The 13,752-nt window shown below is 71.6% G+C and carries 14 protein-coding genes; 5 read left to right on the top strand and 9 right to left on the bottom strand.

Going from position 1 to position 13,752, the window contains the following annotated elements; all coding sequences use genetic code 11:
• Window positions 1–67 precede the first annotated feature (67 nt).
• Window positions 68–1,849, bottom strand: a complete 1,782-nt coding sequence (gene gcl / locus ASC99_RS32760) for a glyoxylate carboligase (protein WP_200948487.1) — start codon at window positions 1,847–1,849, stop codon at window positions 68–70.
• A gap of 256 nt (window positions 1,850–2,105) precedes the next feature.
• Here gcl and ASC99_RS41835 point away from each other — a divergent pair, with 256 nt between their 5' ends.
• Complete coding sequence (locus tag ASC99_RS41835) at window positions 2,106–2,240, top strand: hypothetical protein (RefSeq protein ID WP_255359303.1); 135 nt, start codon at window positions 2,106–2,108, stop codon at window positions 2,238–2,240.
• 16 nt (window positions 2,241–2,256) lie between these two features.
• Here the strand turns inward: ASC99_RS41835 and ASC99_RS32755 are convergent, their stop codons facing one another.
• A complete protein-coding gene (locus tag ASC99_RS32755; RefSeq protein WP_057238919.1) occupies window positions 2,257–4,257 on the bottom strand; it encodes an NADPH-dependent 2,4-dienoyl-CoA reductase in 2,001 nt (666 codons plus the stop codon).
• Between the two features lie 321 nt (window positions 4,258–4,578).
• On the opposite strand from ASC99_RS32755, the gene ASC99_RS32750 reads away from it, so the two are divergent.
• On the top strand, window positions 4,579–5,250 hold the full coding sequence (locus ASC99_RS32750; protein ID WP_057238917.1) for a hypothetical protein: 672 nt from the start codon (window positions 4,579–4,581) through the stop codon (window positions 5,248–5,250).
• A gap of 58 nt (window positions 5,251–5,308) precedes the next feature.
• On the opposite strand, the gene ASC99_RS32745 is transcribed toward ASC99_RS32750, so the two are convergent.
• On the bottom strand, window positions 5,309–6,097 hold the full coding sequence (locus ASC99_RS32745) for an alpha/beta fold hydrolase (protein ID WP_057238914.1): 789 nt from the start codon (window positions 6,095–6,097) through the stop codon (window positions 5,309–5,311).
• Between the two features lie 58 nt (window positions 6,098–6,155).
• On the opposite strand from ASC99_RS32745, the gene ASC99_RS32740 reads away from it, so the two are divergent.
• Window positions 6,156–6,530 carry a MerR family transcriptional regulator gene (locus tag ASC99_RS32740; protein ID WP_057238912.1) on the top strand — a complete coding sequence of 125 codons (375 nt, stop codon included), beginning with the start codon at window positions 6,156–6,158 and terminating at the stop codon, window positions 6,528–6,530.
• Window positions 6,531–6,567: 37 nt separating this feature from the next.
• Here the strand turns inward: ASC99_RS32740 and ASC99_RS32735 are convergent, their stop codons facing one another.
• From ASC99_RS32735 to ASC99_RS32715, 6 genes are all read right to left on the bottom strand, one after another.
• Complete coding sequence (locus ASC99_RS32735) at window positions 6,568–7,458, bottom strand: carbohydrate kinase family protein (protein ID WP_057238910.1); 891 nt, start codon at window positions 7,456–7,458, stop codon at window positions 6,568–6,570.
• Window positions 7,455–8,381, bottom strand: coding sequence for a pseudouridine-5'-phosphate glycosidase (locus ASC99_RS32730; protein ID WP_057238908.1), 927 nt, complete (start codon window positions 8,379–8,381; stop codon window positions 7,455–7,457). The genes ASC99_RS32735 and ASC99_RS32730 overlap by 4 nt, the downstream gene beginning before the upstream one ends.
• A gap of 168 nt (window positions 8,382–8,549) precedes the next feature.
• Window positions 8,550–8,702 carry a hypothetical protein gene (locus ASC99_RS39190; protein WP_157531900.1) on the bottom strand — a complete coding sequence of 51 codons (153 nt, stop codon included), beginning with the start codon at window positions 8,700–8,702 and terminating at the stop codon, window positions 8,550–8,552.
• A 78-nt stretch (window positions 8,703–8,780) separates the two neighbouring features.
• A complete protein-coding gene (locus tag ASC99_RS32725) occupies window positions 8,781–9,275 on the bottom strand; it encodes a hypothetical protein (RefSeq protein ID WP_235502881.1) in 495 nt (164 codons plus the stop codon).
• A gap of 207 nt (window positions 9,276–9,482) precedes the next feature.
• Window positions 9,483–10,226 carry a GntR family transcriptional regulator gene (locus ASC99_RS32720; protein WP_057238906.1) on the bottom strand — a complete coding sequence of 248 codons (744 nt, stop codon included), beginning with the start codon at window positions 10,224–10,226 and terminating at the stop codon, window positions 9,483–9,485.
• Window positions 10,227–10,400: 174 nt separating this feature from the next.
• Entirely contained in the window at window positions 10,401–10,685 is a 285-nt protein-coding gene (locus ASC99_RS32715; RefSeq protein ID WP_057238904.1) for an acylphosphatase, read from the bottom strand.
• A gap of 287 nt (window positions 10,686–10,972) precedes the next feature.
• On the opposite strand from ASC99_RS32715, the gene lanKC reads away from it, so the two are divergent.
• Window positions 10,973–13,600 (top strand): class III lanthionine synthetase LanKC, encoded by a 2,628-nt coding sequence (gene lanKC / locus ASC99_RS32710; RefSeq protein WP_057238901.1) that lies wholly within the window; start codon window positions 10,973–10,975, stop codon window positions 13,598–13,600.
• The gene (locus ASC99_RS41525) at window positions 13,597–13,725 is read left to right on the top strand and encodes a SapB/AmfS family lanthipeptide (RefSeq protein WP_235502880.1); all 129 of its coding nucleotides are present in this window, start codon (window positions 13,597–13,599) and stop codon (window positions 13,723–13,725) included. Before lanKC ends, ASC99_RS41525 begins: the two co-directional genes overlap by 4 nt.
• Window positions 13,726–13,752 lie beyond the last annotated feature (27 nt).

Below are 13,752 nucleotides of genomic sequence, written 5' to 3'. Positions count from 1 at the left end.
CGGCCTGAGCACGCCGATGGGCCCCGTACCGCCGAACGGCGTTACGGGGCCCATCAGTTGCTCGGGATCAGACCTTGAGGGTCTTGATCGCGGTGGGGGCGTGGCCGGGCTCGGTGGCCAGGTCCTCCCACTCGTTGATGGCGTCGATGCCGGCGCCACCCATCGAGATGTTGGTGACGCGCTCCAGGATGGCCTCGACCACGACCGGGACGCGGAACTCGGCGGCCAGCTTCTTGGCCTGCTCGAAGGCGGGCAGCAGCTGGTCCGGCTCGGTGACCCGGATGGCCTTGCAGCCCAGGCCCTCGACGACCTTGACGTGGTCGACGCCGTAGACGCCCAGTTCCGGGGAGTTGATGTTCTCGAACTCCAGGTTGACCTGGAAGTTGATGTCCAGGTTGCGCTGGGCCTGGCGGATCAGGCCGAGGTAGGCGTTGTTGACCAGGACGTGGACGTAGGGGATGCGGTGCTGGGCACCGACCGCCAGCTCCTCCAGCATGAACTGGAAGTCGTAGTCGCCGGAGAGGGCGACGACCGGGGTCTCCGGGTCGGCGGTGGCGACACCGAGCGCGGCCGGGATGGTCCAGCCGAGCGGGCCGGCCTGGCCGCAGTTGATCCAGTGCCGCGGCTTGTAGACGTGCAGCATCTGCGCACCGGCGATCTGGGACAGACCGATGGTGGTGACGTAGCGGGTCTCCGGGCCGAAGGCCTTGTTCATCTCCTCGTAGACGCGCTGCGGCTTGAGCGGCACGTTGTCGAAGTGGGTGCGGCGCAGCAGGGTCGCCTTGCGCTCCTGGGTCGACGCGGCCCACTCGCTGCGGTCGGGCAGCTTGCCCGCGGCCTTGAGCTCCTTGGCGACCTCGACGAAGAGCTCCAGCGCGGCCTTGGCGTCGGAGGCGATGCCGAAGTCCGGCGCGAAGATCCGGCCGAGCTGGGTCGGCTCGATGTCGACGTGGACGAACTTGCGGTCCTTGGTGTAGACGGCCAGGTCGCCGGTGTGGCGGTTGGCCCACCGGTTGCCGATGCCGAGGACGAAGTCCGACTCGAGGAAGTTCGCGTTGCCGTAGCGGTGCGAGGTCTGCAGGCCGACCATGCCCGCGTTCAGCTCGTGGTCGTCCGCGATGATGCCCCAGCCCATCAGGGTCGGGATGACCGGCGTGCCGGTCAGCTCGGCGAACTCGACCAGCAGCTCGGTGGCGTCGGCGTTGATGATGCCGCCACCGGCGACGATCAGCGGACGCTCGGACTCCAGCAGGAAGCCGATCGCCTTCTCGATCTGCGCGCGGGTCGCGGCCGGCTTGTAGACCGGCAGCGGCGCGTAGGTCTCCGGGTCGAACTCGATCTCGGTCAGCTGGACGTCGATCGGGAGGTCGATCAGGACCGGGCCCGGACGGCCGGAGCGCATCAGGTGGAAGGCCTGCTGGAACACGCCGGGGACCTGGGCGGCCTCCAGGACGGTGGTCGCGGCCTTGGTGACCGGCTTGGCGATCGAGGCGATGTCGACGGCCTGGAAGTCCTCCTTGTGGAGCTTCGCGACCGGGGCCTGGCCGGTGATGCACAGGATCGGGATCGAGTCCGCGATCGCCGAGTACAGGCCGGTGATCATGTCGGTGCCGGCCGGGCCGGAGGTACCGATGCAGACACCGATGTTCCCGGCCTTGGCCCGGGTGTAGCCCTCGGCCATGTGCGAGGCGCCCTCGACGTGGCGGGCGAGGGTGTGGCTGATGCCACCGCCCTCCTTGAGGGCCTTGTAGAAGGGGTTGATCGCGGCGCCCGGCACGCCGAAAGCGACGTCAACGCCCTCGCGCTTGAGGATCTCAACTGCCGCGCGGGCGGCTGTCATTCGAGGCATCGGCTTACTCCTGCGTCCGTCAGACTTCCACGATACGGAAGGATGATTCTGGTATGCGAAAAGAAAAGTAAGCCGGTTTCAACAAATCGTCAAGGCCGGTCCGCAGGGTGAGCCCGTCCGTCCGGTTAGCGGGTACGACGAAGGCCCCCGGCAACAGCCGGGGGCCTTCAAGGGAGGTCTGGGCAGGGCGGGGGTCCGTCGCTAGGGTGGGGGCCCCGGTGCCGAGGACCCCCACGGGCCGGACAGAGGGGGCGGCATGCGCAGCCAGAGCAAGGCCAGGGCCGACGCGGTCGGCTGTCTGATCCTGCTGCTGATGGCCGCACTGTTCCTCGGCGCGCTGGCACTGGCCGCGTTCACCGAGGTCGGCGACGGTCCGGGCAGCTGGCGCTGATCCCGACGACTACGGGTCAGAGCTCGGCCGCGAGCCGGGTGCCCTGGTCGATGGCCCGCTTGGCGTCCAGCTCGGCGGCCACGTCCGCGCCGCCGATCAGGTGCACCGAGGCGCCGCCGGCCAGCAGCTCGGCGTGCAGCTCACGGCGCGGCTCCTGTCCGGCGCAGAGCACCACCGTGTCGACCGGGACGGTACGGTCCTCGCCGTCCACGGTCAGGTGCAGCCCCTCGTCGTCGATCAGCCGGTAGCTCGCACCGGAGACGGTGTGCACACCGCGGTGGGCCAGCTCGGCCCGGTGGATCCAGCCAGTAGTCTTGCCGAGGCCCGCGCCGACCTTGCCGGGCTTGCGCTGGATCAGGTGCACGGTACGCGGCGGCTTCGGCCGCTCGGGAGTGCGCAGCCCGCCGGGCTCGCGGTGCTCGGTGTCGATGCCCCAGCTCGCGTAGAAGTCGCCGTCCTGGTCGGTCAGGAACTCGGCCACGTCGAAGCCGATCCCGCCCGCGCCGATGATCGCCACCCGCTCGCCGACCACCGCGTCGCCGCGCAGCACGTCCAGGTAGCCGACCACGCTCGGGTGGTCCACGCCGGGGATCGCCGGGACGCGCGGGGTGACGCCGGTGGCGAGCACCACCTCGTCGTGGCCCTCGGCCAACAGCCCGGCCGCGGTGACGGCCGCACCGAGCCGCAACTCGACCTGACGCTCCGCCAGTTGGTACCGGTAGTAGCGCAGGGTCTCGTCGAACTCCTGCTTGCCCGGCACCTGCCTGGCCACGTTCAGCTGCCCGCCGATCCGGTCCGCGGCGTCGTACAGGGTGACCGCGTGGCCGCGTTCGGCGGCGGCCACCGCGAAGCCGAGGCCGGCCGGTCCTGCGCCGACCACGGCGATCCGCTTGCGGCGGCGGGTCGGGGCGAGCACCAGCTCGGTCTCGTGGCAGGCGCGCGGGTTCACCAGGCAGGAGGTGATCCGGCCGCTGAAGGTGTGGTCCAGGCAGGCCTGGTTGCAGCCGATGCAGGTGTTGATCGCCTCGGGGGTGCCGCGCTCGGCCTTGGCCACGAACTCCGGGTCGGCGAGCAGCGGCCGGGCCAGCGAGACCAGGTCGGCGTGCCCGTCGGCGAGCAACTGCTCGGCCAGCTCAGGGGTGTTGATCCGGTTGCTGGTCACCAGCGGGATGCCCACCTCGCCCATCAGCCGCTTGGTCACCCAGGCGTACGCGGCGCGCGGCACCGAGGTGGCGATCGTGGGGATCCGGGCCTCGTGCCAGCCGATGCCGGTGTTGATGATGGTCGCCCCGGCCGCCTCGACCGCCTTCGCCAGCTGCACCACCTCGGGGAGCGTGGAGCCGCCGGGGATCAGGTCGAGCATGGAGAGCCGGTAGATCAGGATGAACTCGGCCCCGACCCGCTCGCGCACCCGCCGGACGATCTCCACCGGGAAGCGCATCCGGTTCTCGTAACTGCCGCCCCAGCGGTCCTCCCGCCGGTTGGTCGGCGCGGCGATGAACTCGTTGATCAGGTAGCCCTCGGACCCCATGATCTCCACGCCGTCGTACCCCGCCGACTTCGCCAGCTCGGCCGCCCGGGCGAAGTCCTCGACGGTCTGCTCGACCTCGTCCTCGGTCAGCGCGCGCGGCGGGAAGGGGCTGATCGGCGCCTGGATCGCACTCGGCGCGACCAGCTCGGCGTGGTAGGCGTACCGGCCGAAGTGCAGCAGCTGGAGCGCGATCTTGCCGCCCGCCGCGTGCACCGCCTCGGTGATCACCTGGTGCTCCGCGGCCTCCTGCTCGGTGGTCAGCTTGGCCCCGCCCTCCCACGGGCGGCCCGCCTCGTTCGGCGCGATGCCGCCCGTGACGATCAGGCCGACCCCGGCCCTGGTCCGGGTCGCGTAGAACTCGGCCATCCGCTCGAAGCCGTTCTCGGCCTCCTCGAGGCCGACGTGCATCGAGCCCATCAGCACCCGGTTGGGGAGCGTGGTGAAGCCGAGGTCGAGCGGACGCAGCAGGTTCGGGTACGCGGTCATGGCGTCACGGTAGGGGCTCGGCGCCGCCCTATGCAACAAGTTGCACATGGCCTGTGCCCACCGTCACAGCACCCGGCGGGGACGCCCCGGCGTCACCCCAACGGCCCGTTTGCCTGGACCCCCGAACTGGTGAGACTCCAGGTGATGGGTAGCAAGGTGGCAGGGTGAGGCAGGGCAGTAGGAGGGCCGTCCGGCGGGCGGCCCTCCCTGCTGTCCGCTGCTCCGCCCGCACCTCCCGCACCGGCACGGCGAACGGCGTGGACACCCCGCCACCGCCTGGGCGATGATCACCCGGTCGTCCGTTCGAAACTGGGGAGAGCCGTGTTCGGCAGCAAGAAGCGCAGGGAGCAGCGCGCCGCGGAGTACCAGGGGCTGCGGATCAGGGCGGTGGAACAGGCCGTACAGAGCCGCGAGTTGGTGGCCGACGCCCAGCGCACCCTCGGCAGCCACCGCGAGGAGGTGGACCAGCTGTACGCGCTGCGCATCGGGGTCCCGGTACTCCGGCTGCAGCCGACCCTCGACGAGGCCGACGAGCTCCTGCTGCCGTTCGAATCGCTGGTCGAGGAATTCGACGCCCGGCACGTGCAGTTCAGCGAGTTCGACGGCGACGACCCCGACGCACTCGAGGCCATCGTCGACTTCTACGTGACCTCCGCGGAGTCCCTCTCCGAGCTGGCCGACGCCTACGACAGCATCCTGGGCGTCTACACCGGGGCGCTGGAGGTCGCTCGGGCCGGGATCGAGAAGGTCGCACCGGCCCGGGCCAGGGCCCACGAGTCACTGGCGGGTGCGACGGCCGAGCTCGCCGCGCTGAACGACGCGGCGAAGGGGGTGCACTCGGCGCGGGCCACCCTGGCCGCCGCCACCGAGCGGCTGACGGCACTGGACGGCGGCACCGCACCGATCAGCGAGGAGCGCACCGTGAGCGACCAGTACCGGGAGGTCGAGCGCGACCTCGCCGAGCTCCGCGACCGGCTGAACCAGCCGGCCTGACGGCCTGACGTCCTGTCAACAGGGAGGGCCGTCCGGCGGGCGGCCCTCCCCGCTGCTTCTACAGTCCGTGCTCCCGGAGGAACGCGGCCACCTGCGTCTCCCACTCCTCGGGCCGCTCGACCATGAACACGTGGCCGGCGTCGATCTCGACGTACTCGGCCCCGGGTATCCCGGCTGCCAGCTGCCGCGAGTTGGCCGGGTCGACCAGCAGATCCCGGGTCGCGTTCACCACCAGCACGGGCACCGCCAGCGCGGCCAGCTCGGCGGTCGTGTCGACCCGGCCCGCCAGCTCCGCCTGCCGGCGGGTACCGCCCGGCACCCCGGCGGCGACCTGCCCGACCAGCGCCGGCAGTTGCTCCCCCGGCAGTGCGTTGACGAAGTCCGCGCCGAACCCACCGGTCAGGGCGAGCCGGGCGAAGGTCTCCCGGTCACCCCGGACGAGCGCCTCCTGCCAGAGCTCCATCGCGAGCCTGAACCGGTTGTCCGCACGGGCGAACCCGGCCGCCAGCACCAGCCCACGCACCCGGTCCGGGTGCCGGGTCGCCGCGCGCACCGCGACCGCCGAACCGAGCGAGAAGCCGATCACGGTGAACCGCTCGACCCCGGCCTCCACCGCAGCAGCAACCAGCGCGTCGGCCAGACCGTCCAGGCTCAACTCCTCGTCGGCGGTCGGATAGTCACTGCCGACCACGGTGTGGTTCCGGGCCAACACCGGAATCAGCGGGCCGAAGTTGTCGGCGACGGAGCCTCCGGCGCCATGGGCGAGGACCAGGCCGGGGCCCGCGCCGGTCACCGTGGTGGTCAGGGTGGTGGTCAGGGAAAGGGCGTCTGCGGAATAGGCTGTCATGCCGCACACGCTAGGTATTCACACTGATGTGAAGGTCAACCCGAGGGGGAGAACACCCGTGCTGATCGGCGAATTGGCCCACCGCACCGGGGTCAGCCCACGACTGCTGCGCTACTACGAGGAACAGCGGCTGCTCCACCCCGAGCGCGGCGCCAACAGCTACCGCACGTACGGCGCCGACGCCCCGGCCACCGTCGCCAGGATCCGCGAGCTCCTGGCCACCGGGATGAACACCGACACCATCCGCGACCTGCTCCCGTGCGCCCAGGACGACGCCCCGGGGGTGCTGCCGTGCACGCGCTCCCTCGGCATCCTGGACGGCCAGTTGAGCGAACTGGACGCCAGGATCGAACAGCTCCTGACACAGCGTGCGCTGCTCACCGACCAGCGCGGAGCCACCGTCGCACGCGGGACGGCGGCGGATCACTCCTGACGGCTGCTCAGTCCTGTGTACGTCTGTCCGCAGTGGCTCACCGGGCCGGCGGCCTGCCACCCGTCCGAGCGACGGCCGCCGCCCCCGCGCCGCAGCCGGCGGCCGTCGCCTCGGCGAGGTCGGCGCCCCCGAGCCGTGCGGCCAGGAATGCTCCGGTGAAGGCGTCGCCGGCGCCGGTGGTGTCCAGCGCCGTGCTCGGGACGGCGGCAATCCTCGCGACCACCTTCCCTTCCCGTGCGGCCACCGCACCCTGCGGGCCGAGCTTCACGACGGCCTCGCCGTAGACCGCACTGAGCCGCTCGGCCGCCGTCACCGGATCATCCGTTCCCGCCAGCAGCCGTGCCTCCGCCGAGTTCGGCAGCAGCAGGTCCGTGCCGTCGATCGCGGCCAGGAAGTCCGCGACGCCGAGCCGTTCGATGAAGCCCGTGGAGGCCGGGTCGACGCTGACCGGCAGGCCTCTCGCCTCCGCCGCCGCGACCGCCCGTACCGCCAACTGCCGTCCCTGGTCGGTGAAGTACAGGTATCCGGAGAGGTGAAGACGCGCGACGCCGTCGAGCAGCGCCGGATCCCAGTCGGCCGGGCCGAGACGGGCGGCGGCACCGGTGTCGGTGACGAAGGTCCGCTCGGCCTCGGCGTCCACCAGGCAGATCACCACGGCCGTCGACAGCTCCGGGTCGACCACCAGGTGCGGGCGGACTCCGGCGCCGACGAGTTCGGCCCGGTGCCAGTCGGCCGAGTCGGCGCCGAGACGGGACAGCAGCCGCACCTCCGCGCCCGAATACGCCGCCCAGGCCGCCGAGTTGGCGGCCGATCCGCCCGGCAGGACGGCGATCCGGGCGGCGGTGTCGGTGTGCGGTGCGAGCGGCCGGTCGTGCAGCGCGACGACGTCCGTGACGACGTCGCCGATCACGAGCAGCGCGCCGGTCACTCCCCCGGCCCCGCCCAGTGGGCGGCGATCTCGGCAGCGAGCCGGACATTGCCGCGCACGGCCGCCAAGTTGGCCTCCAGCGAGGCGCCCTCGGTGTGCTCGGTGAGATAGGCCAGCAGGAAGGGCGTGGTGGCCTGGCCGGTGACACCCGCGCGGTCGGCGGCCGCAAGCGCCTCGGCGAGCACCCGGTCGTGCAGCCGGGGGTCGAGCTGTTCGGCCTCCGGGACCGGATTGGCCACCACCAGCGCCGAGTTCAGCCCCCCGAGTGCGTCCTGAGCGCGCATCACGTCCGCCACCTCGGACGCCTCCCGTACCGTCCAGTCCACCGGCCGCCCCGAACTCGACAGGTAGAACCCGGGGAACTCGGCCGTCCGGTACCCGAGCACCGCAACCCCCAGCGTCTCCAGCCGCTCCAGCGTGGCCGGTACGTCCAGGATCGACTTCACCCCCGCGCACACCACGGTGATCCTGGTCCGGGCAAGCAGCCCGAGGTCGGCCGACTCGTCCTGGGTGGTGGCCCACTCGCGGTGCACCCCGCCGAGCCCGCCGGTGGCGAAGACCCGGATCCCGGCCCGCGCCGCCAGGAACGCCGTCCCCGACACCGTGGTCGCCCCGCTCGCGCCCGTCGCCAGGGCCGGTGCGAGATCCCGGAACCCGAGCTTGCGCAGGCCGGGGTCGTTCGCGACCCGCTCCAACTCGCTCTTGCCGAGCCCGACGTGCGGCACACCGTCCAGCACGGCGATGGTCGCCGGGACGGCGCCCGCCGCCCGCACGATCTCCTCCAACTCCCCCGCCACCAGCAGGTTCCGTGGCCTGGGAAGGCCGTGCGCGATGATCGTCGACTCCAGGGCGACCACGGGAGTCCGGCGGCTCGCGAGCGCGTCACGAACCTCGTCGGAGAGGTGCAGTGCAGGTTCCGTCATCCCCCATGTCTGGCGTGCCGGCACCCGCTTCAAACGTCCCGGGGCCCTTCGGACGGTCGGTCGCTGTCGCTCCGCAGAGCAGCGGCCCGGAAACCGAGCACGGCACCCGACTCGGGCGGGTGCTGGTCGACCTCGCTCCCTGACGCGGACGCCCCGGCTTTCGGCCGACTAGTCGTCCAGCCGTTCCATGACGAACCCACGGACGGCGTTGGCCGGGGCGCCCTCGGGAGGCATCGGGCGATCGAATGTCAGCTGCTGCGGGTCGAGCGGCTTCCGGAACTCGGCCACCAGCTCCGCGTATCGCGGGTCGATCCACTCCATGAGGACACCTCCTGTCGATGGCAGCAGGGTACGCGCCCCTGCACCCGGCCGAAGCCGAACGCCGGGGCGCGCGCTGGGTTACGGCTTCTCGGGCTTGGGCATCGGCCGGATCGTGCACTCGGGCGCGTGCTGGCAGTTCGCCGCGACGGACACCAGGCTGCTGTCATCGGGCGCCCGCCACAGCTCGGCGTCGACCTCGAACCCGGCAGCCCGGATCAACCCTTGCGTGTAGTTCAAGATATCCGGGTCGTACAGGCCCGGGTCCCAGCCCGGCGTGTGGTGAACGAACCGGCCGAGGCACTGGCACAGGCGCTCGTACGCCTCGGTGTGCACGAGCAGCGCGTGCCAGCCCTCGTCAACGGTGCGGCTCGGCGCCATCCCCCGGTGGTACGGCGTGGTCGCACCGGTGGCGACGAACGCGAGCGCCTCGGTGACGATGCGTCGGGCCATCGTGGCAGCCATGTCCGGGTTGCTGTCGAGCACCGTGTTCACCACGCTGTCGAAGGTGACCGCGTCGAGCAGGGTGTCCGGCGCCATGGGGCCGGGCGGGTGTTGGGGTGCCGTGGTCGTCATGGATTCTCCTCACAACGTGCGGAGCCCGTGGGCTGGTTGGCCCGTCGGGGCCGAGCGGTGATGCGGAACCCGCTCCGGTCGGAAGCCGGCCGGCAAGTCGGCCGGAGCGGGGAGGGAACTCGGCGCCCGCCAAGTTCCCTAAGGAACTGTCTCGCTAGTTCCTTAGGGAAGTCAACAGCTCGGTGACACCTCGTCAGAACCCTTGCGTCACGCGGGAAACTCCCACTCCATCAGGTACCTGGAGGCATCCAGCACCATCTCGTTGACCTCCACCGGCAGACCTTCGGCGGCGTACGCGTACCGCACGATCAGCACCACCGGTGTACCGACGCCGAGGGCCAGTGCCTCCGCCTCTTCCGGCAGCGGCATCCGCGAGCGGACCACCTCGCGGAAGTGCACCGGCGCGCACCCGAGTTCGGCCAGCCGCGCGTAGGTCCCGCCCGGCCCGGTATCCGGCTGCGTGATGGGCGAGCCCACCACCAGTGCGGTGGGCAGGTAGGAGGTGGCGAGCATGACCGGCTCGTCATCGACCAGGTAGCGGCGGTCGCGGATGCAGACCGGGTCACCGACAGCGAGGCCGAGGGCGACAGCAACATGGGCTGGGCTGGGCGCATCGGGCTCGACCGTCACACGGTCGGCTCGCAGGGGCCGGCCGTCCAGGTCGAACTCCCAGATGGATCGCCCCTCGCCCCAGCCGGACTGTGCGAGGCGCTTGGTACCGCGCCGGAGGATCGGCCGGAAGGCGCGCACCCGGGTGCCCGATCCCCGCCGAGCTTCCGTCAGGCCTTCGGCAGCCAGAACGCCGAGCGCCTTTCGTGCGGTCTCGGCCGCAACGCCGTACTCCGAAACGATCGCGTTCTCGCTGGGGACTCGGTCGCCCGGCGCCAGCTCGCCGGTGGTGATGCGATGCCGTAGCTCGGCGGCGATCTGACGGTACGGCGGCGTCGGCACGGTTCCTCCGGCTCAGGTGAGATCCCTAGGGAGGAACCATACGGCCGGGCTGCCCGAATGGGCCCGTCCAGTGATCCGCTCCGCAGTGTTCGACGTCGGCGAGATGCTGACCAGTCCTACCCGTTGCACCGAAGAGCTGCGGTGATTACCTCAAAGGCACCGGGCGGAAGCCGCTCACCACGGCGTCGGCCGGATCTCGAACCCAGTGAGCCCCTCCGGCTCCTCCTGGCGGACCGTCACCCGATCGACCACCGCCTGGCTCGGCCCGCGCTCCGCCCAGGCCACCAGCTGACCGACCGCAGCGGCCTCGCCCTCGAACACGGCCTCCACCGTCCCGTCCGCCAGGTTGCGCACCCAACCGGCCACCCCGTACTCCTGTGCCGTACGGCGGCAGGTGTCCCGGAAGAACACGCCCTGGACCTCGCCCGTGACGACCACCCTGCTCCGAATCCGTTCCATTCCACCGACCCTAGCCAGGTATCCCGCCCGGACCGGGTTCGCCGTGCCGAGGTCGCGGCGAGACGCACCGTGCGGAGTTCACGGTCCGAGCGTGTCGATCTCACAGCGATCGCGTGACAAGTGGTGGTGGTGCACCGGGGGGTGACCCGAGGATCGTCGGAACTGGTAGGCGCCGGAGGGGTGTTCGGACACCCGGGCTGCGGGTTCGGGTGCCCGAGGGCGGAGGGGTCTGTCGGTGGCGGCGAGCGGGTCGTCACGGAGAGTATGACGCGGGGCCGGAGGCTCACGTGGACAAGCGGTATGAGGTGTACTGCCTGGTGGATCCGTCGTTCTACGACGCGCCCACGCGCGCGGCCGGTGGGGTCGGCGACTTCGGGGCGGCCCGCGCACCCGTGCCGGCGGGCTGGGCGCGGTCGGAGTGGGGCGACTGGGTCGCCCTGCACCCGGAGGATGCCGCACTGCCCCGGCAGGGATGGAAGATCCACGCCTCGGCGTGCCTCGACAACGCCGAGGAGACCCTCGCCGCGGTGTGGGACTACTGCATCCCCCGGCGGATCTCCTTCAAGTTCCTCCCCAACCGCGACTTCCTGCTGATCGCCAACGCCAAGTACGCGCACCGGGGTGCCAGCGGCAAGTTCGTGACGATCTACCCCGGGGACGAGGCGCAGCTCGAGCGGATTCTCACCGAACTGGGCGAAAAGCTCAACGGTCGGCCCGGGCCGTACATCCTGAGCGACCTGCGCTGGGGGCCAGGTCCGCTGTACGTACGGTACGGGGCCTTCGCCGACCGGTACTGCACCTCGCCCGACGGCGAGGTGCGGCCCGCCATCGAGGACGGCGACGGCCGGCTGGTGCCGGACGAACGGGGGCCGACGTTCCAGGTGCCCGAGTGGGTCGAGCTGCCGGAGTTCCTGCAGCCCCACCTCGCCGAGAGCCGGCGGACCACGGTGACCGGTCTCCCGTACCGCTTCGACCGCGCGCTGCACTTCTCCAACGGCGGCGGCCTGTACGCCGGGGTGGACCTGCGCACCGAGCAGCGCGTCGTACTGAAGGAGGCCCGGCCGCACGCGGGACTCACGCTCGACGGGGCGGACGCGGTCACCCGGCTGGGGCGCGAGCGGGAGGCCCTGAAGCAGCTCGGCGGCCTCGACTGCGTGCCGGTGCTGCACGACGAGTTCGCGCTGGGTGACCATCACTTCCTGGTCGAGGAGTTCATCGAGGGGAAGACCCTGAACGAGCAGTTCCTCGACCGCTACCCGCTGGTGTCGCTGGAGGCGGACGACTCGGCCTTCGCGGACTACACGGCCTGGGCCGTCGACGTCGTCCGGCAGGTCGAGGAGGCGGTGGCCGCCGTACACGCCCGTGGTGTGGTCGTCGGCGACGTGCACCCGGACAACATCCTGGTCCGCCCGGACGGCACGGTGGCGCTGATCGACTTCGAGGGCGCGTCGGATGCGGCGAAGGCCGGGCGGCAGGCCCTCGCGGCCCCGGGGTTCGTCGCTCCGGACGGTGCCACCGGGCAGGCGATCGACGAGTACGCGCTGGCCTGTCTACGGCTCTTCCTCTTCATGCCACTGACCGGCCTGGTGTCGTTGGACCCGAACAAGGCCGGTCAGTTCGCGACCGAGGCAGCTCGGGCGTTCCCGGTTCCCGCCGGGTTCCTGGACCAGGCGGTACGGGTGATCACCGGGGACGACCGCCCGTCCGACGGCGAACCACGGCTGGTGCCGGACCGTCAGGGCTGGTGGCGCGCAAGGGAGTCGATCTCCGCCGCCGTCCTGGCCGCCGCCACGCCGGAGCGGGACGACCGGCTGTTCCCCGGGGACATCGAGCAGTTCCTCACCACGGGCGGCGGCCTCGGCCTCGCGTACGGTGCCGCCGGGGTGCTGTACGCGCTGGACGTGACCGGCGCCGGGCGGCACCCGGAGTACGAGGACTGGCTCATCAGGCGGGCGCTGCACCCCGAGCCGGGCACCCGGCTGGGCTTCTACGACGGCCTGCACGGCGTCGCGTACGTGCTCGACCATCTCGGCCACCGGGCCGAGGCGTTGAAGGCGCTCGACATGTGCCTGGGCGAGCGCTGGGAGCAGCTGGGGCTGGACCTGTACGGCGGCCTGGCCGGGATCGGCCTGAACCTGCTGCACTTCGCGGCCGCCACCGGCGAGCGCGCGTTGCTGGACACCGTGCTCGAGGTGACGAGCGCCGTCGCCGACCGGCTGGGCCCGGCCGACGGTGTGCCGGAGCTCAGCGGCGGCGAGCACCCGTACGCCGGGCTGCTGCGCGGATCGGCCGGGCCCGCACTGCTGTTCGTACGGCTGTACGAGGCGACCGGCGAGGCGGAGTTCCTCGATCTGGCCGCGACCGCGCTCCGCCAGGACCTCCGCCGCTGTCTGCTGCGCGAGGACGGTGCGATGGAGGTCAACGAAGGCTTCCGGACGATGCCCTACCTGGCCGACGGCAGCGTGGGGATCGGCCTGGTCCTCGACGACTACCTCGAGCACCGCGAGGACGAGCAGTTCGCGCAGGCGGCCGGTGCCATCCGCCGGGCGGCCACCGCGCCGTTCTACCTGGAGCCCGGACTGTTCGACGGAATCGCCGGAATGATCCTGCACCTCAGCCGGGCGTATCCGCCCGGAACGGCCGCCGAGCGGGACCCGGTGGTCGCCGCCCACATCCGCCGACTGGCCCGGCACGCCTGCACCCGCGACGGCCAACTGGTCTTCCCTGGCGAGCAGTTGATGCGGTTCTCGATGGATCTGGCCACCGGGAGCGCCGGAGTGCTGCTCGCCCTCGGATCCGCTCTGCACCACGACTCCGTGCGGCTGCCGTTCCTCGCCCCGTCCGGGCGGGTCGAACGCAGCGCACGCACCGACCTGCCGGACCAGACCTCGGAGGAGGGAGGTGAATCGTCATGACGCTCCTCGAACTGCAGGGCCTCACGCCCGAACCCAGCGGTGCACCGGCCGGCAGCCGGGCCAGCAAGGGCTGTAACAACAGGTACAGCGCGCTGAGCCTCCTGTGCAAGGTGTCGATCCTGTGACACCGACGAGAAGGCGGGGTCACCCGC

Origin of the sequence: Kitasatospora sp. Root107 (genome assembly GCF_001424875.1) — a bacterium.
In the GTDB taxonomy this organism is placed as follows: Bacteria; Actinomycetota; Actinomycetes; order Streptomycetales; family Streptomycetaceae; genus Kitasatospora.
This window is presented reverse-complemented; position numbering and strand designations above follow the sequence as displayed.

Coding starts and splice junctions, on each gene's coding strand:
- gcl (WP_200948487.1), bottom strand. CDS start 1,849: ATGCCTCGAATGACAGCCGCCCGCGCGGCAGTTGAGATCCTCAAGCGC.
- ASC99_RS41835 (WP_255359303.1), top strand. CDS start 2,106: ATGCGCAGCCAGAGCAAGGCCAGGGCCGACGCGGTCGGCTGTCTGATC.
- ASC99_RS32755 (WP_057238919.1), bottom strand. CDS start 4,257: ATGACCGCGTACCCGAACCTGCTGCGTCCGCTCGACCTCGGCTTCACC.
- ASC99_RS32745 (WP_057238914.1), bottom strand. CDS start 6,097: ATGACAGCCTATTCCGCAGACGCCCTTTCCCTGACCACCACCCTGACC.
- ASC99_RS32730 (WP_057238908.1), bottom strand. CDS start 8,381: ATGACGGAACCTGCACTGCACCTCTCCGACGAGGTTCGTGACGCGCTC.
- ASC99_RS39190 (WP_157531900.1), bottom strand. CDS start 8,702: ATGGAGTGGATCGACCCGCGATACGCGGAGCTGGTGGCCGAGTTCCGG.
- ASC99_RS32725 (WP_235502881.1), bottom strand. CDS start 9,275: ATGACGACCACGGCACCCCAACACCCGCCCGGCCCCATGGCGCCGGAC.
- ASC99_RS32715 (WP_057238904.1), bottom strand. CDS start 10,685: ATGGAACGGATTCGGAGCAGGGTGGTCGTCACGGGCGAGGTCCAGGGC.
- ASC99_RS41525 (WP_235502880.1), top strand. CDS start 13,597: ATGACGCTCCTCGAACTGCAGGGCCTCACGCCCGAACCCAGCGGTGCA.